Genomic DNA, 20,205 nt, shown 5'->3' with positions numbered 1-20,205 from the left:
CGCCTGACACCAAGGCGTCCGCACTCAGCCGCCGCCGGGTCACACGGTGCCTACGGTCTCTCGCGGCCACCACCACGGCGAGCGCCTCCACGTGCACCACGTGTCCGACGCCCCGACACCCCACCCCCCGATGCCCGCGGCCGGACTCGGCCGACCCGCGGCGCAGCCCGGGTGGGCGACACCCGCCCGGCCCCGGACGCGCCCCACGGGTGGGCAGAACCCGCCCCGCCGTACCCGCCCCCAACCCCCAGACCTGCTCCCCCGACTCACCCGAAGTACGGCCCGCACGGCGGAGCCGCCGCCCGCGGGCCCTCCCGGAGCGCCGGGGAGGGCACGCGGGCGGGGGTCCGTCAGCCGCCCGGGCAGGTGACCCCGGAGGGCGTGCCCTGCGGGCCGTTGGCGGTGAAACCGATGGCGACCGACTGCCCGGCGGGCAGGTTCTTCGCCCAGTCCGGGCCCTTGGCCGTCCAGGTGGTCCCGTTCGTCGTGACGACGGCGTTCCAGGCGCTGGCGAGCGTCACACCCGACGGCATCGTCCAGGTGGCCGTCCAGTTGTTCAGTGCCGATCCCCCGGTGTTCTTGATCGTCAGCTCGCCCTGGAAGCCGCCCTGCCAGGAGTTGACGAGCTTGTACGACGAGGTGCACGAGGCGGGGTCGACCGTCGGGGTGACCGTGGGCGTCGCCGTCGGGTCGCCGCCCCCGCCCACCGGCGGGATCAGGTAGGGCTGGAGGATGTTCTGCTTGTCCTGGTTGATGCTGGTCCAGTCGTCCTTGGCGATGCCGCCGGTGTCCCCGGAGTTCGGGTTCCACGACCAGTAGGTGAACGACATGCCGTTCACCCCGGTACCGGTGTACTTCATCAGCTCCTGGAGCCAGATCTTGTCCACGGACGCCTGGAGGGTGGTGCCGAACTCGCCCATCATGATCGGGGCGATGTTCTCCTTGTAGAGGTAGCCCCAGTACTTGTCCCAGATCGCGGGCATGTTCGCCGGGTAGCTCGGGTCGTCGAACCACGACTGGTGGTAGACCGAGGTGGCGTACTCATGGGGCGAGTAGACCAGCCGGTTCGCCACGCTGAGCCGTACCGGGAACTCCTTGGCCTTGGAGAGGTTCCCGCCCCACCAGCCGCAGTCCTCGTCGTTGCCCGGGTCGTTGTCCCAGACGTTGGACAGGCCGCCGCTCGGGCAGCTCACGCCCTCCACGAAGATCAGCCAGTTCGGGTTCACCGAGAGGACCGCGTTGCCCGCGCGCTCGGCGGCCAGCCGCCAGTCCCGGGCCGTGTCGCCGCAGCCCCAGCAGGCGCCGGTGGCGTTGGGGTTGGTGCCCTCGGCGTGCGGCTCGTTGTGCAGGTCGGCGCCGATGACGGTGGTGTTGCCCGCGTACCGCTGGGCGAGCATCTTCCAGTCGTTGATCCACGTGCTCTCCGGCGTCGAGGCGACGTACCAGAGGGCTGACTGCCCGGCCGCGGTCGGGCGGTGCCGGTCGAGGATGACCCGCATGCCCTTCTTACCGGCGTAGTCGATGACCAGGTCGAGGATCTGCAGCGGCGACTTGCCGACCAGGTCGGGGTTGACGTAGTCGTTGACGCCGCTGGCGGTCGCCCCCGGCTTCAGCGCGTCGTTGGAGAACGGCACGCGCAGGGTGTTGTAGCCGAGCCTGGCCATCGTGTCGATCTGGCTCTTCCACGGGTTGCCCGACCACAGCCCGTGGAAGGTCTTGTTGTCGGTCTCCATGCCGAACCAGTTGATGCCGGTCAGCCGGACGGTCGCGCCCGTACTGTCAACGATCTTGTTGCCGGAGGTGTGCAGGTAGCCGGTGCCGGTTCCGGCCGCCGCCCCGGCGGGGGAGGAACCGATCCCGGCCACCACGGCGGCGGCGGCCGCGACCGCCGCGAGCGCGGCCTGCCATCTGCGAACGCGCAGGACTTCCATGAAGACGCCCTTCGAACGGGAGCTGCTCGCGAGGTGAGGACCTCGTGATCGAACGATGCGGCCGGCCGCGTCGTCATGGTTCGGTGCCCGCCCGGCGGAAGTCAACAGCCCCCGCACCGGCCCTCCGTCCCCGGGCCGCCCGCGTCCCCTCCTAGCTCGGACGTCCGGTTCGGGCGCCGGTCTCCCACGGTGAAAGTTTCAGCCTCACGGCGCGCTCTCACGGCGGGCAGGAAGTCCACGGGGACGGGACGGGGGTCGCCGCGGCCATCGGCGGGGCGGACGGCCGGGACGGCTGCGGCCCGCACGCGGAAGCGGAGAGCGCCAGAGTGAGAAAGGCCGGGACCAGGGCCGCGGCCAGGGTGGCCACGATGACCCAGATGATCTCCTTGCGGCTGAGCCGGCAGGCGAACCGCCGGCCGTCCTGCTCGGGCCGGGCGGCGTTCAGGAGATCGATACGGCGGGCGAAGGCTCGATCCTGGTGCTGGAGCATCCACTCGATCTCCGCCAGGATCTGGGCCTCCCTCCTCGACAGGCCCATACGGCATCGCTCCTTGCCCCCGGTCTCCCCCTCAGGTCTTCTCGGCGGGGTCGGCCGGGTCGATTTCGGATGGCGTCGCGGTGGTCAGGTACGGGTTCTTGAGGTCGAAGGCGGGCCGCTCGGACCGGATGCGCGGCAGCGAGACGAAGTTGTGCCGCGGCGGCGGGCACGAGGTGGCCCATTCCAGGGAGTTGCCGTAGCCCCACGGGTCGTCGACCGTGACCTTGGGCGCGTGGCGCGCGGTGTGCCAGACGTTGTAGAGGAACGGCAGCGTCGAGGCGCCCAGGATCAGGGCGCCGATCGAGGAGACCAGGTTCAGGTCGGTGAAGCCGTCGATCGGGCTGTAGTTGGCGTAGCGGCGCGGGAAGCCCTGCGCGCCCAGCCAGTGCTGCACCAGGAAGGTGGTGTGGAAGCCGATGAACAGCAGCCAGAAGTGCACCTTGCCGAGCGTGTCGTTGAGCATCTTGCCGGTCATCTTGGGCCACCAGAAGTAGAAGCCCGAGAACATCGCGAAGACCACGGTGCCGAAGACCACGTAGTGGAAGTGCGCCACCACGAAGTAGGAGTCCGTGATCGGGAAGTCCAGCGGCGGCGAGGCCAGGATGATGCCGGTCAGGCCGCCGAACAGGAAGGTCACCAGGAACCCGACCGCGAACAGCATCGGCGACTCGAACGACAGATGCCCCCGCCACATGGTGCCGATCCAGTTGAAGAACTTCACCCCCGTCGGGACCGCGATCAGGAAGGTCATGAACGAGAAGAACGGCAGCAGCACCTGGCCGGTCGGGAACATGTGGTGCGCCCAGACCGTCATGGACAGCCCGGCGATGGCGATGGTGGCGCCCACCAGACTGACGTAGCCGAACAGGGGTTTGCGGCTGAAGACCGGGATCACCTCGGTGATGATCCCGAAGAACGGCAGCGCGATGATGTAGACCTCGGGATGGCCGAAGAACCAGAACAGGTGCTGCCACAGCAGCGGCCCGCCGGTGGCCGGGTCGAAGACGTGGGTGCCGAGCTTGCGGTCGGACTCCAGGACGAGCAGCGCCGCGGCCAGCACCGGGAAGGCCATCAGCACGAGCACCGAGGTGAGCAGCACGTTCCAGGTGAAGATCGGCATGCGGAACATGGTCATGCCGGGCGCGCGCATGCAGACGATCGTGGTGATGAAGTTGACCGCGCCCAGGATCGTGCCCAGACCGCTGATGGCCAGGCCCATGATCCACAGATCGGCGCCGACGCTGGGGGAGGCGATGACGTTCGACAGCGGGGTGTAGGCGAACCAGCCGAAGGCGGCGGCGCCGTCGGGGGTCAGGAAGCCTGACAGGGCGATGAGGCTGCCGAAGGTGAAAAGCCAGTAGCTGACCATGTTCAGCCGCGGGAAGGCCACGTCCGGCGCGCCGATCTGCAGCGGCATCAGCTCGTTGGTGAAGCCGGCGAACAGCGGGGTGGCGAACATCAGCAGCATGATCGTGCCGTGCATGGTGAACAGCTGGTTGAACTGCTCGTTGGTGGTCACCTGCAGGCCCGGCTGGGCCAGCTCCGCCCGGATGATCAGCGCCATGACGCCGCCGATCAGGAAGAACGCGAACGAGGTGACCATGTAGAGGTGGCCGATCACCTTGTGGTCGGTGCTCGACAGCCAGTTCACGAGGGCGGCCCCCGTACGACGCCTGACCCGGACGGGTTCGGCGGCCAGTGGTTCTTCGGCGGACGGTTTGTAGGTCGTCACCCTGTCCTCCCTCGGACTGCCGAGTCACTGCGGCGCCTCTCATGCTGCGCCGTCGAGCCGCCGGACGCCAGATCTTCTGGCATATCCCTCTGAATCAGTCGTCATGGGACGCCGCGGACCGGGCCGGCGGGGGCACTCAGTCGTGGCGGGGGATGCCGGAGACCTCGTGGTCGGCGTGGGAGAAGGCCTCCCTGATGAGGGACCGGACGTGGGCGTCCCTGGCCCGGTACAGGATCCGGCGGCCCTGCCTGCGCGTCTGGACCAGCCCGCCGAGGCGGAGCCTGGCCAGATGCTGGGAGACCGAGGGACGCGCGGCGCCGATGGCCTCGGCCAGCGAGCCGACGTCGTACTCCCCCGAGGAGAGCAGCCACATCAGTTTCAGCCGGGTGCCGTCACTGAGCATGCGGAAGGCCTCGACGGCCGCCTCCACCTGACGGTCAGTGGGTTGGTCATGCTCACTGGGTCGGTCATGCATGCCCCGGCACCTGATCCGTTGTCGTGTGCGTATATAACTACATATGATGGCCTACCTGGACGTTGGTGGCAAACAGGAGCCGATCATGTCGGAGCAGCAGGACACCGGCCACGGTCACGGGCACGCGGACGGCGACGCCGGACACGGGCACGCGGACAGTCACGGCACCGGGCACGGCCACAACGCCGAGCACGGGCACGGGCACGGGCACGGGCACGGGCACGGGCACGCCGACGGCCACAACGCCGGGCACGGGCATGGACACGGGCACGGGCACGATCACGGCCGGGGACCCGGCCGGCTGCTGGCGGGCGCCAGGCACCTCCTCACCCCGCACAGCCACGACAGCGCCGACAAGACCGACAGGGCGCTGGAGACCAGCGACCGCGGCATGCGGGTCCTGGCCGTCTCCTTCGCCGCGCTCCTGGCCACCGCCGTCGTCCAGGCGGTCATCGTCGCCTTCTCCGGCTCGGTGGCGCTGCTCGGCGACACCCTGCACAACTTCGCCGACGCGCTGACCGCGATCCCCCTGGCCATCGCGTTCTCACTCGGCCGCAGATCGGCCACCCGCCGCTTCACCTACGGGTACGGCCGGGCCGAGGACCTGGCGGGCATCGTCATCGTGCTGCTCATCGCGGTCTCGGCCGGGCTGGCGGGCTATGAGGCCGTCCGCCGGCTCATCGACCCGCAGGAGGTGCGCGCGCTCGGCTGGGTGGCCGCGGCCGGTCTCGTCGGCTTCCTGGGCAACGAACTGGTCGCCCGCTATCGCATCAGGGTCGGCCGGGAGATCGGCTCGGCCGCCCTGGTCGCCGACGGCCTGCACGCCCGCACCGACGGCTTCACCTCGCTGGCCGTCCTCCTCAGCGCCGGCGGCACCGCGATCGGCCTCCCCCTCGCCGACCCGGTCGTCGGCCTGCTGATCACGGTGGCCATCTGCTTCGTGCTGCGCGACGCCGCCCGCGAGATCTACCAGCGGCTGATGGACGCCGTCGACCCGCACCTCGTCGAGCGGGCCGAGCAGGTCCTCGCCGCCGTGCCCGGCGTCAGGCGGGTGGAGGCGGTGCGGATGCGCTGGATCGGCCACACGATGCGGGCGGAGGTCGACATCCTGGTCGGCCACCGGCTCTCCCTGGTCCAGGCGCACGCCGTGGCCGTCGAGGCCGAGCACCGGCTCATCCACGCCCTCCCCCGGCTGACGGCCGCCACCGTGCACGCCGACCCCGACGGCCCCGCCGGCACCGACCACCACGCCCCCCTGGTCACCCACCGCTGAACCCTCGCGCCCCGGCCACTCATCACCAGGAACCCCGTACCCCGGCCTCTGGCCGCCTCGCCGGGCACCCGGCCCCCGGCTCCCCGAGTCCCCGCGCGAAAGGCCCGCCTCCGGGTGAGTGATCCGGGTCCGCCTCCGTGTGAATAATCCATACGTGGCCCGACACTCCAGGCGCTCCTTCCTCTGGCTCGGCGGGCTCGCCGGGACCGGTGCGCTGCTCTCCGCCGACGCCACGCGCACGCGGGGCGCTCCCCCCGCGCCCTCCCCGCGGGAGGCGGCCTCCTTCGCCCTGCTGCGCCGGCGGTGGCGGGAGGTGACGGCGGGGTCGGGGTTCGACGCGGCGGCGGAGCCGTACCGGAGCCGGCTGGCCGCGCTGGGGGCGACGGCGGCCGGTCACCGGGACACCATGGAGCCGGCCGGCGCGTCGCTGTGGCCGGATCTGCCCTTCCCCTCGTTCGTCGCCACCCCGGCCCGGTTGCGGGCCATGGCCCGGGCCCACGTCCTGCCGGGGACCGGGCTGACCGGTGACGCGGGCCTGGCGGCGGCCGTGGCCACCGGCGTCGACCACTACCGGAGGCGGGTGTACGCCGCGGGCGCCGACGCGGTCGGCAACTGGTGGCACTGGCAGATCGGCGTCCCCCGGGCGCTCCTGGACGCGGCCATACTGATCGGCCCGCACCTGACCGACCGGCGGAGCGAGGCGTTGCGGGAGGCGGTGGACCACTTCGTCCCCGAGAGCCGCCTGGACGACTACAGCGGCACCAGCACCGGGGCCAACCGCGTGGACCTGTGCACGGTGACGCTGCTGCGCGCCGTCCTCGGATCCGACCCGCGCAGGGCCTCGGCGGCCGTCTCGGCCCTCTCCCCGGTCTTCCGCCACGTCTCCGAGGGCGACGGGTTCCACCGGGACGGCTCGTTCATCCAGCACACGACCGTCCCCTACCAGGGCGCCTACGGAGCGGCGCTGCTGGCCGGGCTCGCGACGCTGTCCGCGGTGCTGCGCGGCTCGCCGTGGGAGATCACCGACCCGTCCCGGCAGATCGTCCTCGACAGCGTCGAGAGGTCGTTCGCCCCGTTCGTCCACGACGGCTTCTGCATGGACCTGGTCCGCGGCCGCGCGGTCGGCAGGGAGCCGTACGGTGACCACCGCAAGGGGCGGGAGATCGCCGCCTCGGTCCTGCTGCTGGGCGAGACGGCCTCGGCCGCCGAGCGCGCCCGCTGGCGGGCCATGGTCAAGGGATGGGCGCTGCGCGACACCCACGTGCCCATGCTGGAGGCGGCCGAGCGCGGTGACCTGGGCTTCCACGCCCGCCTCGCCGCGATCATGGACGACGACGCGGTCCCCGCCGCCGGCGAGCCCGCCGGGCACCGGCTGCTGCCGATGAGCGCCCGGGCCGTGCACCGCAGGCCGGGCTGGTGCGCGGGGCTCAGCATGGCCTCCGAGTGGATCGGCCACTACGAGCACGGCAACGGCGAGAACCTGCGCGGCTGGCACACCGGCTCGGGGATGCTCTACTGGTGGGCCGGGGGCCACGGCGACCAGTACTCCGACTCCTTCTGGTCCACCGTCGACCCCTACCGCCTGCCGGGCACGACCGTCTCCACCCTGCGTCTGGCCGACGGCGCGGGGCGGGGGTGGGGCGACACCTGCCCGCCGGCCCGCTGGGCGGGCGGCGCCACCGACGGCGTGTACGCCACGGTCGGCCAGCACCTGTACGGCTTCGAGAGCACGATGGAGGCCTTCAAGTCGTGGGTCTTCCTCGACGACGCCGTGGTCTGCCTGGGCGCGGGCATCACCGGCGGGGACGGCGTGCCGGTCGAGACCGTCGTGGACAACCGCAGGACCGGGGCGCGGCTCACCGTGGGCGGCGGCACGGGCGCAGGGACGGGCGCAGGGACAGAGACGGGCGCAGGCACGGAGACGGATGCGGGGGCGCGCTGGGCGCACCTGGAGGGCCACGGCGGTTACGTCCTGCTCGGCGGCGGCCCCCTGCGCACGCTGCGCGGGGAACGCGCCGAGGACCCCGCCCGCCGCACCGGGGACCGGAGCGCGGACGGGCGCGCGGCCGGTTCCACTACGGCGGCCGGTGCGGCGGTCAGGGAGTACGTGACGCTCTGGCTCGACCACGGCGTCGACCCCCGCTCGGCCGGTTACCTCTATCTCCTCCTGCCCGGGGCGACTGCGGCCGGGACCGCGGCCCGCGCCGCCTCCCCCGGCTGGGTGGGCGTGCTCGCCAACACCTCCCGCCTGCAGGCCGTACGGATCCCGTCGCTGGGGATCACCGCGGCCAACTTCTGGAACGCCGGGACCGCGGGCGACCTGACCGCCTCCGCCCCGTGCGCGGTCCTGGTCAGGGAGCGCGGCGACGGCACGGCCACGCTGAGCGTCTCGGACCCCCGCCGCGACCTGGACGAGCTGACCGTGACCTGGAACCGGCCGGTGTCCGGGGTGCTCCGCGGGCACCGGCTCCTGACCCGCGCCGCCACCGGCGAGCGGCTCGTCCTCGCCTTCGGACGGCTGGCCGACCGGGGCGGCGCCTCGAACACGGTCACCGTACGGCTGAGCCCGCCGACATGAAGCCGCCGACATGAGCCCGCCGCGTGACCGGCCCGGCCGCCGCCCGCGCGATCAGGCGGTGTGGGGCGGCAGTCCGAGCCGGGCCCGGATCTCCTGCTGGACCGCGAGCTTTCCGGCCCTGGCGTCGATCGTCACGACGTACTCCTTGCGCCGGAACAGCTCCAGCACGGGATCGGTCTTCTCGTGGTAGTCGCGCAGCCGCGTGGCGAGGGCCTCGGGGGTGTCGTCCTCACGCGCGACGAGCTCGCCTCCGCAGACGTCGCACGTGCCCTCGACCTCGGGCCGGTGGGCGATCAGGTTGTAGTCCATGCCGCACCGCGAGCACAGCCGCCGGGCGAGCACGCGCCGCCGTACCTCCTCGTCGGGCAGGTCGAGATGGATCACGCCGTCGATGTCGTAGCTCTCCAGGAAGAACTCGGCCTGGCGCCGGTTGCGCGGGAACCCGTCGACGATGAACCCGTAGTTCCAGTCGTGCCACTGGAGCCGGGTGCCGACGACGTCCTCGACCAGGTCGTCCCCCACCAGCTCCCCCGCGGCGACCACCCGGCGGACCTGGGCGCCGACCTTGGTGTGGTTCTTGACGTGCCAGCGGAAGATCTCGCCGACGCTGATGTGCACCAGGTCGAGGTCGTCGGCGAGCAACGTGCTCTGGGTGCCCTTCCCGCTCCCCTGAACTCCCATGATCACGTATTTCCGCATCGTCACTCTCCGCCGGGCGCAGGCCGTTCTTCCTCAGGCATTCGTCACCATCCCACCGGATTTCATACCTGCGGAACCGGACACCGGCGTGACACGCCGATGTCCGGTGGAGAGCGCGGGGGCACCCGGGACGGGGGAGGGCCGGTCGGGCGGCCGCCACCTCCGGACCGGCCCCGTCCCGCGGTTTCAGTTGGTCAGGGGACCGAACTCCTTACGGGTGTCGATCACGTCGCCGAAGAGCTCCCACCGCTCGCCCTTGAACTCCATGAGCTGCATGGACTCGATGGGGAAGCCGTCGTCGGCCCCGGTGGTCATCGTCACCCCCGGCAGCAGCATGCCGACCTGGACGTTGTTCAGCGCGCGCACGGAGTCGCGCAGCCCTTCGCGCGTCGGGCACTTCACCGACTCCATCGCCTTGTGGAAGCTGCTGGCCACCGCCCAGCCGAAGGCGAAGTACGGGACGGCCGGGTTGGCGTCGGGGGCGTACTGCTTCATCTTCTCGAAGTAGAGCATCATCTCCGGGTCGTTCTTCCACTGCGGGTCGTTGGGGTCCTTGTAGTACGCGGCGGACACCACGCCCTGCACGTTCTTGAAGCCGACCGGCTTGAGGACGGTGATCGAGGAGGAGACGTTGTTGACGATGTGCAGCGGGTTCCAGCCCGTGTTCTTGGCGTCGGCCGCCAATGCCTGGGAGCCGAACTTCGGTGTCGTGATGTTGAGGAACACATCGGCCCCGGACTCGGCGAGGTTGCGCATCTGCGGGTCGATGCTCGGGTCGGTGACCTCGTAGCTCTGCTCGGCGACCACCTTGATCCGGCTGCCGTCGACGGCCCGCTGGAACCCGCCGAACAGGTCCTTGCCGAAGTCGTCGTTCTGGTACAGCACCGCCACCTTGGCGTCGGGACGCTCCTGCTTGAGGTACTGCGCGTAGACGCGGGCCTCGGAGACGTAGTTCGGCTGCCAGCCGATGGTCCACGGGTGCGCGGTGTCGGTGCCCCACTTCGAGGCGCCGGTCGCCACGAAGATCTGGGGGACCTTGCGCTGGTTGGCGTAGTCCCAGGTCGCCGTGGTCGAGGGCGTGCCCAGCGTCTGGAACAGCGCGAAGACCTGCTCCTGCTCGACGAGCCTGCGCGCCTCCTCCACGGCCTTGGGCGGCTGGTAGCCGTCGTCGCGCACCACGAACTCGACCTTGCGCCCGCCGATCCCGTTCTTCTCGGCGTTGACGTAGTCGAAGTAGGCCTTGATGCCCTTGGGGATGTCGCCGTAGGCGGAGGCGGGCCCGGACAGCGGGTAGATGCCGCCGAGCTTGATGCTCGTGTCCGTGATGCCGGTGGTCTGCTGCCCCTGACACTGGCCGGCGGCCGTCGTCGAGCCGGTCTGGGCCTCCTGTCGTCCTCCGCAGGCCGCCGCGGCGAGCAGCATCGCCGCCGTCATCGCCGTGCAGCCGATGGCAGATAGCCGCATTTCTTACTCCTTCCGGAGGATTCTCTTGGTCGAGCGCGCCAGGCGTCCCGCCAGACCGGCGAGACCCGTCGGGGCGACGTACATCACCACGATGATCAGCAAACCGAAGATGACGCCGGGGGCGGCGTCGTTGATGTCCTGGGAGATGCCGGGCACGAACATCACGAAGAGCCCGCCGAGCAGCGGGCCCGCGAACGAGCCCAGGCCGCCGACGACGAGGCCCGCCAGCAGGGTGATCGAGAGCGTGACGGCGAACGAGTCCGGGGAGACGAACCCGATGACCCAGGTGTAGACGCAACCCGCCGCACCCGCGAACATCGCGCTCCAGGCGAAGGCCAGCCGCTTGTAGAACGGCAGCCGCACGCCCATGACCTCGGCCGCCGTCTCGTTGTCCCGTACGGCGTGCAGGGCCCGGCCGACGCGCGAGCGCAGCAGGCCGTGGGCCAGCAGGAAGGCGGTGACGGTCACGGCCAGCGCCAGGAAGTACAGCCACTGGTCCTCGGCCAGCCCCGTCCACGCCGGCGGCGCCGGCTTGGCGAGCGTCAGCCCCATGGAGCCGCCGGTCACCGACTCGAACCGCTTGAGCAGCGGCACCAGGAAGATCGCGATGGCCAGCGTCACGAGGGCCAGATAGAGCCCGCGCAGCCGTACGGCGGGCAGGCCGAGGCCCAGGCCGAGCACGAACGCCAGCGCGGCGGCGGCCGGCAGGGTCACCAGGTGCGGCACGTCCCACCGGTCGAGCATGATCGCGGCCCCGTAGGCCCCGACGGCCATGAACGCGCCGTGGCCCAGGGAGATCTGGCCGGCGTGGCCGACCAGGAGGTTCAGTCCCAGCAGCGCCACCGCGTAGACCAGCACCATGGTGAGCTGGAAGACGCGGAAGGGCACGAGCTGGAACGGCGCGTAGCAGGCCAGCACCAGCAGCACCGCCACCGCCGGCCGGCGCCAGCCGGCGCCGGTGACGCGCGCCAGGATCCCGCCCCGGGCGGGCGCCGCCGCCGGCGCCGGCTTGTCCGTCACTTCCGTCGGTCCCGTCGTCATACCCGCTCCACCGCCGCTCTGCCGAACAGGCCCTGCGGCCGTACCAGAAGCACGCCGAGGATGATGACCAGCGGGACCCCGATCTTGAGGTCGGACCCGATGAAGCCTGCGTACGCCCCGGCGAGCGTCTCGGCGACGCCGACGATCAGGCCGCCCGCCACCGCTCCGGCCGGGCTGTCGAACCCGCCGAGGGTCGCCGCGGCGAAGGCGTAGATGAGGACGCCGCTCATCATGTTGGGCTCCAGGAACAGCAGCGGCGCCACCAGGATCCCCGAGACCGCGCCGACCGTGGCCGCCAGGCCCCAGCCGAGCGCGAGCGTCCAGCCGACCCGGATGCCGACCAGCCGGGCCGACTCGGGGTTGGTCGCCACGGCGCGCATCCCCAGGCCGATCTTGGTGTGCTGGAACAGCAGGTACAGCAGGCCCATGACGGCCCCGACCACCAGGAGGATCCCCAGCGTCGAGAACCCCACGGTGAGCCCGCCGGCCTCGATCGCGCCGCCGGGGAACGGGTTGGGGAAGTCCTTGATCAGGAACGTCCAGATCCACCCGGCGGCGGCGTTGACGAAGATGAACAGCCCCACGCTGACGATCACCACGGTCAGCTCGTGGGCGCCCTCCACGGGACGGATGAGCACCCGTTCGATGAGCATGCCGCCCGCGAAGGACACCGCCAGCGTGAGCACCAGGGCCAGCCAGAACGGCATGCCCCCGGCGGTGAACTGCCAGGCGATGTAGGTGGAGAACATCGCCATCTCGCCCTGGGCGAAGTTGACGATCCCGGTGAACTGGTAGATCAGCACCAGGGCGAGGGCGAGGCTGGCGTAGATCGCCCCGGCGCCGAGGCCCTCGATGATCTGCTGCAGGAATCCGGCCATGGCTCTACACCCGGTATCCGAGGTAGGACTGGGCGACCTGCTCGTCCGCCCTGATCCGCTCCGCCGATCCCGACAGGACGATCCGCCCGGTCTCCAGGACGTGCGCCCGGCCGGCGACGTCGAGGGCGAGATGGGCGTTCTGCTCGACGACGACCACGGTGGTCCGCTCCTGTTCGTTGATCGTCTGCACGATGCGGAACAGCTCCCGGGTGACGATCGGGGCCAGCCCCAGGGAGGGCTCGTCCAGCAGGAGCAGCCGAGGCCGCAGCATGAGCGCCCTGCCGATGGCCAGCATCTGCTGCTCGCCGCCGCTGAGGCTGCCCGCCGGCTGCCGCAGCCGCTCCCGCAGCACCGGGAAGTAGCCGTGGATCCGCTCCAGGTCGGCCTCCACCTCGCCGCGGCCCCGCCGCACGAAGGCGCCCAGGCGCAGGTTCTCCTCGACGGTCAGCGGCATGAAAGTGCCGCGTCCCTCGGGCACGTGCGCGACGCCCCGCCGGGCGACGGCGTCCGGCGGGCGCCTGGTCAGGTCGGCCCCGTCGAGCCGTACGGCGCCGCGTACCCGGACCATGCCCGACAGCGCCCGCAGCAGGGTGGTCTTGCCCGCCCCGTTGGGCCCGAGGATGGCGCAGATCTCCCCGCGGCCCACGGTCAGGTTCACCCCGTGCAGGACCCTGGCCTCGCCGTACCCGGCGTGCAGGTCCGTGACCGTCAGGAAGGCGTCCCCGCCGGGCGGTCCGGGGTCCGCCCCGCGCTCGCCGGCCCGCTCGTTCATACGGCCGTCCCCAGGTAGGCCTGCATCACCTCGGGGTCGCGCTGGACCTCCGCGGGCGAGCCCTCGGCGATCTTGCGGCCGAAGTTCAGGCAGACGATCCGGTCGCAGATCCCCATGACGAAGCCCATGTGGTGCTCGACCACGACCATGGTCAGGCCGAACTCCTCGCGGATCGCGCGCAGCGTGCCGGAGAACTCCTGGACCTCCGCGGAGTTGAGCCCGTTGACCGGCTCGTCGAGCAGCAGCAGCCGGGGGCGCGAGACCAGGGCCCTGGCCAGTTCCACCCGCTTGAGCGTGCCGAAGGGCAGCCCCGTCGCCGGGTGGTCGGCGACCGCGGTCAGCTCCAGCCGTCGCAGCATCTCCTCCGCCTCGGCGCGCAGCCGGGCCTCCTCCCGGCGGACCGGCCGCAGCCACAGCGAGGCGGTCAGGAAGCCGGCCCCGCCGCGGTGGTGCGCGCCGACCATGACGTTGTCGCGCACCGACATGTGCGGGAACAGGCCGAGGTTCTGGAAGGTCCGGGCGATGCCCAGCGGCGCGATCGCGTGCGGCGGCACGGCCAGCAGGTCTCCGCCCTCGTAGACGACGCTCCCGCCGTCGGCCTCGTAGCGCCGGGTCAGGCAGTTGAACAGCGTGGTCTTGCCGGCGCCGTTGGGCCCGATGAGCCCCACCATCTCCCCGTCCCGCACGGAGAACCCCACGCCCTCGAGCGCGGTGATGCCCCCGAAGCGAACTGTGAGATCGTGTACCTCCAGCATCCGGCCTCCCGGGCGCAGGGATGGAAGAACAATGTTCTGAAGTCGTGGTTAGCGTAGGTTCCGCCCGCCGGAGACCGCATTGGGCACGGCCACCCAAGATGTGTCAGGGCTCTTGTCCGCCGCGCACAGCCTCCGTCTCGGAGTGGTCACGAATCGTTGACCGCCCCGCCGTGAGCAGGGATCATCCCGGCATGTCCGGTGGTTTCAGCACGGGAACCCTCACGGCGGCAGAGGCGGTCCGCGCCGAGCGCGCGCGCATCCTCTCCGAACTCCTCGACGACCTGGGCGATCTCGCCGACACCGCGGTCACGACGATGCGGGCCGAGATCCCGGCGTACGCGGCCCAGGACGCGTCCTTCCACTCCGACGTGCGCGACCAGGTGGTCCAGCACTACCGCAGCAAGCTGGCCGTCCTGTTCGAGGACCGCACGGTGACGCTCGACGACATCGCCTTCACCCGCCGGGCGGCGATGCGCCGGGCCCGGGCCGGGGTCGCCCTGGCCGACTACATCAACGCCTTCCGCGTGGGCCAGCAGGTCTTCTGGGAGGCGGTGATCGAACGCGCCGGCCGCTCGTTCGCCGGCCACGACGCCGCGCTCTCGCTGGCGGCCCCGCTGATGCGCTACTGCGACTTCGCCAGCACCCACGCGGCCAACGCGTACATGGAGTTCCAGCAGTACGCCGCCGCCGAGGCGGTGCGCGAGAGCAGGGACCTGCTGGAGACCTTCCTGGCCGGGGGCACGCCCGCCCGGGGCCGGCAGATCGCCGCGGCCCAGGCGCACGGGCTCTGGCCCGAGACCTCCACCCCGATGCTCGTGGTGATCGCGGTCCTGCTGCCGCAGACGCCGGGGGCGTGCGCGGCGGCCGTGCCGACCGGCCCGGACCGGGGCGCCGACGCCCGGCACGCGGCGTGCGCGGCGATCGCCAGGACCTGGGGCAACGGCACCAGGACGCTGTCGGTCGTGCGGCACTCGGAGATCGTGGCCCTCCCCGTGCTCGGGCCGGGCGGCGACCCCGAGGAGCTGTGCGACCGGCTGCAGGCCGTACGGGAGAACCTGCTGAGCGAGGAGATCGTCCTGGCGATGGGCGTCAGCACCGTGATCGACGGGACCGCCCGCATCCCGCAGGCCTACCAGGAGGCCCGCGCGGTGCTGGAGTTCCTGCCCGAGGAGGGCGGGGTGGCGGCGCTGCCCAGGATCACGCCCTTCCAGTATCTGGCGCTGCGGGCCGACGACACCGCCCGGCACCTGGTCGATCCGCGGATCACCTCGCTCCTGGCCGAGGACCGGGCGCGCGGCGGCGTGCTCACCGCCACCATCCGGGCCTTCGCCGCCGCCGACCTGAACCTGCGCACCGCCGCCGAACGGCTGCAGATCCACCCCAACACCGCCCAGTACCGGCTGCGGCGGATCCGCGAGCGCACCGGGCGCAACCTGCGCCGGATCAACGACCTCGTCGACCTGCTCGTCGCGATCTCGCTGCACGACTCGTTGCCGCCGGACACCAATTCCGGGCGGAGAAGACTGGCGACCGCGACCGATGATCGCCATGCGGGCCGGGCGTACGGTCGCTTCCATGAACCTCGCTGACCGGCTGCGCCTCACCGCCGAGCGGCTCGCCGGCAGAGCGGTCGTCACGCTCGACGAGGCGGAGATCACCTACGGGGTCCTGGACCTGATGAGCGCGCGGGTGGCGACCCTGCTGGACCGGCACGGGATCCGCGCCGGCGACCGGGTGGCGATCATGCTGCCGAACGTCCCGGAGTTCGCCGTCGTCTACTACGGGGTCCTGCGGGCCGGGGCCGTGGTCGTCCCGCTCGATCCGCTGCTGCGCAGGCGGGAGATCGCCGCCTACGTCGGCGACTGCGGGGCCCGGCTGCTGATCGCCTGGCACGCCCTGGCCGAGACCGCCGAGGCCGGGACCGTCGGCACCGGCGCCGACTGCTTCTTCGTGGTGCCCGAGGAGTTCCCCCGGCTGCTGCGCGGCATGCCGGCCGAGCGCGCGGTCGCCCCGCGGGCGGCCGGGGACACCGCGGTCCTCCACTACACCTCCGGCACCACCGGCCGGGCCAAGGGCATCGAGCTCACCCACGCCAACCTGGGGGGCAACGCCGCGGCGGTCGCCCGCATGCAGGCGCTCGGGGTCGACGACGTCGTCCTCGGCGCGCTGCCGCTCTACCACTCCTTCGGGCAGACGTGCTCGCTCAACGCGACCGTCCACTCCGGCGCCCGCCTGACGCTGCTGCCGCGCTTCGAGGCCGGCCGGGCGCTGGAGGTGATCCGCAGGGACGGCGTCACGGTCTTCCAGGGCGTGCCCACGATGTACATCGCCCTGCTCGACCACCCCGGGGCCTCCGACATGTCGCTGCTGCGCGTGTGCGTCTCCGGCGGCGCCGCCATGCCGCTCGACGTGCTGCGCGCCTACGAGACCCGGTTCGGCTGCGAGATCGTGGAGGGGTACGGCCTCAGCGAGACCTCCCCGGTCGCCGCGTCCAACCGCGCCGGTCCCGGCCGCCGGGCCGGGTCGCTGGGCCGGCCCATCAAGGGCGTCGAGATGAGGATCGTCGACGAGGGCGGCCGGGAGCTGCCGTGCGGACAGGTCGGCGAGATCGTCATCCGGGGGCCCAACGTGATGAAGGGCTACTGGAACAACCCCGAGGAGACCGCGGCGGCCGTGCGCGACGGCTGGTTCCACACCGGCGACCTCGGCAGGGTCGACGAGGAGGGGTTCTTCTTCCTCGTCGCGCGGCGCCGGGACGTGATCATCCGGGGCGGCTACACCGTCTACCCCCGCGAGGTGGAGGAGGTCCTGTACGAGCATCCCGCCGTCCGGCAGGCGGCGGTGGTCGGGATCCCCCACCCGGAGCTCGGCGAGGAGATCGCGGCCGTGGTGACGCTGCGCGCGCCGGTCGGGCCCGAGGAGCTGCGCGCCTTCGCCAGGGAGCGGATGGCCGCCTACAAGTACCCCCGGCAGATCGCGTTCACCGACGAGCTGCCGACGAGCCCCACCGGGAAGGTCCTCAAACGCGCCATCGCGCTGTCGCTGCACGACTAGCCCGCGCTGCGCGACCGGTCCGCGTCTTCCCCGCGGGAAATCCTCAGGCCGGACCGGGCCGGGCCGATGGGACACCGAGGTGTTCTGTGTGATCGGTGACGGCGAGAGGAGTGCGGGAGGTGCGGGAGACTGCCCTGGCCCTGCTTTTCATCCTGTCGGCGCTGGCGGCCGCCGGAGTGGCGGGCGTCGCCTGGCGGCGGCGCCGCGCGACCGTCGCGACCGGCATCCTGGCGGCCGTCGCGACCGCCATCGCGGTGTGGTGCCTGGCCGGCGGGCTCATCATCGTCTCCGGCGGCCCCGAGGCCCCCCTCGCGCTGTGGATCGTGCTCTTCTCCGGCATCTGCGCGATACCGCCGGGCTTCCTGCTGCTGTCCCGGGCCCTGACCGACCGGGGATGGCGGCCGTCGCGCCGTACCGCCCCGCTGCTGGCGATCGAGCCCGCGATCGTCGTCGCCGCGGTGGCCACCGACCCCTGGCTCCACTGGTTCGTCACCCCGGGCGCCACCCCCCTCGACCCCAACGGTCTGACCCCGATCGCCCTGACCCACTTCGCCTACAGCTACCTGCTGCTCGCGATCGCCGTCGTACGGATCCTGAGGGCGTGGGTGCGGGGCCCGCGCCACCAGCGGATGCTGTACGGGCTCACCCTGCTGTCCGCCCTCCCCCCGACGATCGGCAACCTCCTCAACATCACCGGCGTCGTCCGGGAGGTGGACCTGTCCCCGGTCGGCTTCTGCGTCACCGTGACGGTGACCTACTGGCTGTTCGTCCACCGGTCCCTGCACGAGCTGGTGCCGGTGGCGCGGCAGGACGTCTTCGAGATGATCAACGACATGGTCGTGACGCTCGACGGGTCGGCCAGGATCCTCGATCTCAACCCGGCGGCGGACCGGCTGGTGCGGCGGCTGATGCCGGACCTGCCCGCCCGGCTGACGGGGCTGCCGATGAACGAGGTGCTCTGCGACGTCGACCTGACCGAGGGCACCCGCACCGACCGGATCTACGCCGACTACAAGGGCAGCGGCGTGGATCTGAACGTGCGCGTCAGCGCGCTGGGCGACAGCCGCGGCGACCACGCCGGCTGGGCCGTGGTCGCCAGGGACATCACCGCGCTCAACCGCCAGCGGGTCGAGCTGGAGGCGGCCAACGCCCGGCTGCGCAGCCAGCTGCACACCATCGAGATCCTCCGCGCCGACCTGGCCGAGCAGGCCGTCCGGGACACGCTGACCGGCCTGCACAACCGCCGCCACCTCGTGGACCGCCTGCTCCGGGAGACGGAGCGGGCCGGGCGGGAGGGCTCGCCGCTCAGCCTCGCCCTCCTCGACATCGACCACTTCAAGCAGATCAACGACCGCTACGGCCACCTGGCCGGCGACCGGGTCCTGGTCCGCCTCGCCGAGCTGCTGTCGGCCGAGTTCCACCGGGACGAGGTCGTGACCCGCCACGGCGGCGAGGAGTTCGTCATCCTGTTCCCCGGCGTGAGCGGCGAGCAGGCGCTCGCGCGGACGGAGACGCTGCGCGGGAGGGTGGAGGCCGACTCCATCCGGGTGGACGACCACGTCCTGTCGATCACCGTCAGCGCGGGCGTGGCCTCCTTCGCCCCCGGCCTGAGCTGCGACGACCTGCTGAACGCCGCCGACCGGGCGCTCTACGCCGCCAAGCGGGCGGGGCGCAACCGGGTCGAACCGGCCCTCGGCTCCGGACCGTCCGGCGTGGCGGCCTGACCCGTACGGCACCGCCGCCCGCGCCCCGCGGCCCGGCCCGTACGGCACCGCGGCCTGAGAACCGGCTGAACCGATCACTCCGCAGGCGCGTACCTTCACACGTCGGACGCGTGCCTATGGAGGTGTCGTGGAGCTCAGCCTATTGCGCGCGCAGGCGCACAGCCCTTCGTACTTCTCGCTGCTGCGGGGGTCGTCGGAGCAGCTGCCCCCGGTGGACTTCTGCATCCCGTGCAACCCCTACTTCCCGACCCCGGAGATCTTCGAGCACCTCGGGAGGAACCTGGAGACGATCCTGAAGTTCTATCCGAGCGACGCCGACACGATCACCGCGGAGCTGTGCTCCACGCTCGGGCTGCACCCCAAGACGGTCGCCATGGGCAACGGGTCCACCGAGCTGATCACCTGGATCGACCATCTCCTCGTCAAGGAGAGCCTGGCCGTACCGATCCCGACCTTCGGCCGCTGGACCGACCAGCCGCTGGAGACCGGCAAGCGGGTCGACATGTATCCCCTGCTGGAGAGCCGCAACTTCGCCCTGGACGTGGACGGCTACGTCTCCTTCGTCCGCACCCGCGGCTCGCGCGTGGCGGTGATCTGCAACCCCAACAACCCCGACGGCGGGTACCTGCCCAAGCACGAGGTGCTGCGCCTGCTCGACCGGCTCATCGACCTGGACCTGGTGATCGTCGACGAGTCCTTCGGCGAGTTCGTGGACGCCGAGCCGTACCCGGGGGTGGCCGCGGAGGCGGCGGTCCGGCCGAACGTGATCGTGCTGCGCAGCCTGGGCAAGAACTTCGGGCTGCACGGCATCCGGTTCGGCTACATGGTCGCCAACCCGGCGCTGGCGGGCAGGGTGCGCGACGCGCTGCCCAAGTGGAACCTCAACTCCTTCGCCGAGGTCGTGGTGTTCATGATGAAGCAGTACATGAGCGAGTACCGCGAGAGCCTCAAGCGCCTGGCCTACGACAGGCGCGCGATGTTCCAGCAGCTCAGCACCATGCCGGAGCTGTCGGTCTTCGCCTCCCAGGGCAACTTCCTGCTGGTGAAGCTGCCGCCGGGGCGCGACGGGGTGCCGCTGCGCGACCACCTGCTCACCGAGCACGGCGTCTACGTCCGCGAGTGCGGCAACAAGCTCGGCACGACCAGCCAGTTCCTGCGCCTGGTGGTCCGCCCGCAGGAGGACGTACGGCGGCTGCTGATCGGTATGACGCAGTTCCTGTACTCGGGCAGCCTGCACGAGGTGCCCGTCATCGGCCTTCACCACCGGCGGGTGAACCCCATATCGGCCTGA

16 protein-coding genes are annotated in these 20,205 nt (G+C 71.7%); 6 read left to right on the top strand and 10 right to left on the bottom strand.

The window, feature by feature from the left end; genetic code table 11:
* Positions 1 to 350: 350 nt before the first annotated feature.
* The 4 genes from Pta02_RS01865 to Pta02_RS01850 all read right to left on the bottom strand — a co-directional run bounded on the left by Pta02_RS01865 (position 351) and on the right by Pta02_RS01850 (position 4,631).
* Entirely contained in the window at positions 351 to 1,931 is a 1,581-nt protein-coding gene (locus Pta02_RS01865) for a cellulase family glycosylhydrolase (RefSeq protein WP_203872870.1), read from the bottom strand.
* Positions 1,932 to 2,148: 217 nt separating this feature from the next.
* Positions 2,149 to 2,469 (bottom strand): DUF3040 domain-containing protein, encoded by a 321-nt coding sequence (locus Pta02_RS01860; RefSeq protein ID WP_203872869.1) that lies wholly within the window; start codon positions 2,467 to 2,469, stop codon positions 2,149 to 2,151.
* Between the two features lie 31 nt (positions 2,470 to 2,500).
* Complete coding sequence (gene ctaD, locus Pta02_RS01855) at positions 2,501 to 4,168, bottom strand: aa3-type cytochrome oxidase subunit I (protein WP_239129344.1); 1,668 nt, start codon at positions 4,166 to 4,168, stop codon at positions 2,501 to 2,503.
* A 169-nt stretch (positions 4,169 to 4,337) separates the two neighbouring features.
* Positions 4,338 to 4,631: an ArsR/SmtB family transcription factor gene (locus Pta02_RS01850; protein WP_239129319.1), complete on the bottom strand. Its 294-nt coding sequence runs from the start codon at positions 4,629 to 4,631 to the stop codon at positions 4,338 to 4,340.
* A gap of 130 nt (positions 4,632 to 4,761) precedes the next feature.
* On the opposite strand from Pta02_RS01850, the gene Pta02_RS01845 reads away from it, so the two are divergent.
* Together Pta02_RS01845 and Pta02_RS01840 are read left to right on the top strand one after the other, a co-directional pair.
* The gene (locus Pta02_RS01845; RefSeq protein WP_203872866.1) at positions 4,762 to 5,949 is read left to right on the top strand and encodes a cation diffusion facilitator family transporter; all 1,188 of its coding nucleotides are present in this window, start codon (positions 4,762 to 4,764) and stop codon (positions 5,947 to 5,949) included.
* 154 nt (positions 5,950 to 6,103) lie between these two features.
* Positions 6,104 to 8,527, top strand: a complete 2,424-nt coding sequence (locus tag Pta02_RS01840) for a polysaccharide lyase 8 family protein (protein ID WP_203872865.1) — start codon at positions 6,104 to 6,106, stop codon at positions 8,525 to 8,527.
* Between the two features lie 51 nt (positions 8,528 to 8,578).
* On the opposite strand, the gene Pta02_RS01835 is transcribed toward Pta02_RS01840, so the two are convergent.
* The 6 genes from Pta02_RS01835 to Pta02_RS01810 form a co-directional block, all read right to left on the bottom strand.
* Complete coding sequence (locus Pta02_RS01835) at positions 8,579 to 9,226, bottom strand: adenylate kinase family protein (protein WP_203872864.1); 648 nt, start codon at positions 9,224 to 9,226, stop codon at positions 8,579 to 8,581.
* A gap of 186 nt (positions 9,227 to 9,412) precedes the next feature.
* Positions 9,413 to 10,690 carry an ABC transporter substrate-binding protein gene (locus tag Pta02_RS01830; RefSeq protein ID WP_203872863.1) on the bottom strand — a complete coding sequence of 426 codons (1,278 nt, stop codon included), beginning with the start codon at positions 10,688 to 10,690 and terminating at the stop codon, positions 9,413 to 9,415.
* A 3-nt stretch (positions 10,691 to 10,693) separates the two neighbouring features.
* Complete coding sequence (locus tag Pta02_RS01825) at positions 10,694 to 11,731, bottom strand: branched-chain amino acid ABC transporter permease (RefSeq protein ID WP_203872862.1); 1,038 nt, start codon at positions 11,729 to 11,731, stop codon at positions 10,694 to 10,696.
* The gene (locus Pta02_RS01820) at positions 11,728 to 12,609 is read right to left on the bottom strand and encodes a branched-chain amino acid ABC transporter permease (RefSeq protein ID WP_203872861.1); all 882 of its coding nucleotides are present in this window, start codon (positions 12,607 to 12,609) and stop codon (positions 11,728 to 11,730) included. The genes Pta02_RS01825 and Pta02_RS01820 overlap by 4 nt, the downstream gene beginning before the upstream one ends.
* Before the next feature lie 4 nt (positions 12,610 to 12,613).
* A complete protein-coding gene (locus tag Pta02_RS01815; RefSeq protein ID WP_203872860.1) occupies positions 12,614 to 13,381 on the bottom strand; it encodes an ABC transporter ATP-binding protein in 768 nt (255 codons plus the stop codon).
* A complete protein-coding gene (locus tag Pta02_RS01810) occupies positions 13,378 to 14,136 on the bottom strand; it encodes an ABC transporter ATP-binding protein (RefSeq protein WP_203872859.1) in 759 nt (252 codons plus the stop codon). The genes Pta02_RS01815 and Pta02_RS01810 overlap by 4 nt, the downstream gene beginning before the upstream one ends.
* Before the next feature lie 191 nt (positions 14,137 to 14,327).
* Here Pta02_RS01810 and Pta02_RS01805 point away from each other — a divergent pair, with 191 nt between their 5' ends.
* The 4 genes from Pta02_RS01805 (at position 14,328) to Pta02_RS01790 (ending at position 20,205) form a co-directional block, all read left to right on the top strand.
* On the top strand, positions 14,328 to 15,725 hold the full coding sequence (locus tag Pta02_RS01805) for a PucR family transcriptional regulator (protein ID WP_203872858.1): 1,398 nt from the start codon (positions 14,328 to 14,330) through the stop codon (positions 15,723 to 15,725).
* Complete coding sequence (locus tag Pta02_RS01800; RefSeq protein ID WP_203872857.1) at positions 15,712 to 17,190, top strand: long-chain-fatty-acid--CoA ligase; 1,479 nt, start codon at positions 15,712 to 15,714, stop codon at positions 17,188 to 17,190. The genes Pta02_RS01805 and Pta02_RS01800 overlap by 14 nt, the downstream gene beginning before the upstream one ends.
* 119 nt (positions 17,191 to 17,309) lie before the next feature.
* A complete protein-coding gene (locus tag Pta02_RS01795) occupies positions 17,310 to 18,914 on the top strand; it encodes a GGDEF domain-containing protein (protein WP_203872856.1) in 1,605 nt (534 codons plus the stop codon).
* A 127-nt stretch (positions 18,915 to 19,041) separates the two neighbouring features.
* Positions 19,042 to 20,205: a pyridoxal phosphate-dependent aminotransferase gene (locus Pta02_RS01790; RefSeq protein WP_203872855.1), complete on the top strand. Its 1,164-nt coding sequence runs from the start codon at positions 19,042 to 19,044 to the stop codon at positions 20,203 to 20,205.

Source organism: Paraplanobispora takensis (assembly GCF_016863195.1).
GTDB classification, from domain to species: domain Bacteria; phylum Actinomycetota; class Actinomycetes; order Streptosporangiales; family Streptosporangiaceae; genus Planobispora; species Planobispora takensis.
The sequence above is the reverse complement of the archived record's forward strand: the minus strand, read 5'-3'. Positions and strand labels throughout refer to the sequence as shown.

What these genes read in the sequence shown, in the direction of transcription:
- Pta02_RS01815 (WP_203872860.1), bottom strand. Translation starts at nt 13,381, where the DNA reads ATGAACGAGCGGGCCGGCGAGCGCGGGGCGGACCCCGGACCGCCCGGC.
- Pta02_RS01825 (WP_203872862.1), bottom strand. Translation starts at nt 11,731, where the DNA reads ATGACGACGGGACCGACGGAAGTGACGGACAAGCCGGCGCCGGCGGCG.
- Pta02_RS01845 (WP_203872866.1), top strand. Translation starts at nt 4,762, where the DNA reads ATGTCGGAGCAGCAGGACACCGGCCACGGTCACGGGCACGCGGACGGC.
- Pta02_RS01835 (WP_203872864.1), bottom strand. Translation starts at nt 9,226, where the DNA reads ATGCGGAAATACGTGATCATGGGAGTTCAGGGGAGCGGGAAGGGCACC.
- Pta02_RS01820 (WP_203872861.1), bottom strand. Translation starts at nt 12,609, where the DNA reads ATGGCCGGATTCCTGCAGCAGATCATCGAGGGCCTCGGCGCCGGGGCG.
- Pta02_RS01805 (WP_203872858.1), top strand. Translation starts at nt 14,328, where the DNA reads ATGTCCGGTGGTTTCAGCACGGGAACCCTCACGGCGGCAGAGGCGGTC.
- Pta02_RS01860 (WP_203872869.1), bottom strand. Translation starts at nt 2,469, where the DNA reads ATGGGCCTGTCGAGGAGGGAGGCCCAGATCCTGGCGGAGATCGAGTGG.
- Pta02_RS01830 (WP_203872863.1), bottom strand. Translation starts at nt 10,690, where the DNA reads ATGCGGCTATCTGCCATCGGCTGCACGGCGATGACGGCGGCGATGCTG.
- Pta02_RS01865 (WP_203872870.1), bottom strand. Translation starts at nt 1,931, where the DNA reads ATGGAAGTCCTGCGCGTTCGCAGATGGCAGGCCGCGCTCGCGGCGGTC.
- Pta02_RS01800 (WP_203872857.1), top strand. Translation starts at nt 15,712, where the DNA reads ATGAACCTCGCTGACCGGCTGCGCCTCACCGCCGAGCGGCTCGCCGGC.
- Pta02_RS01810 (WP_203872859.1), bottom strand. Translation starts at nt 14,136, where the DNA reads ATGCTGGAGGTACACGATCTCACAGTTCGCTTCGGGGGCATCACCGCG.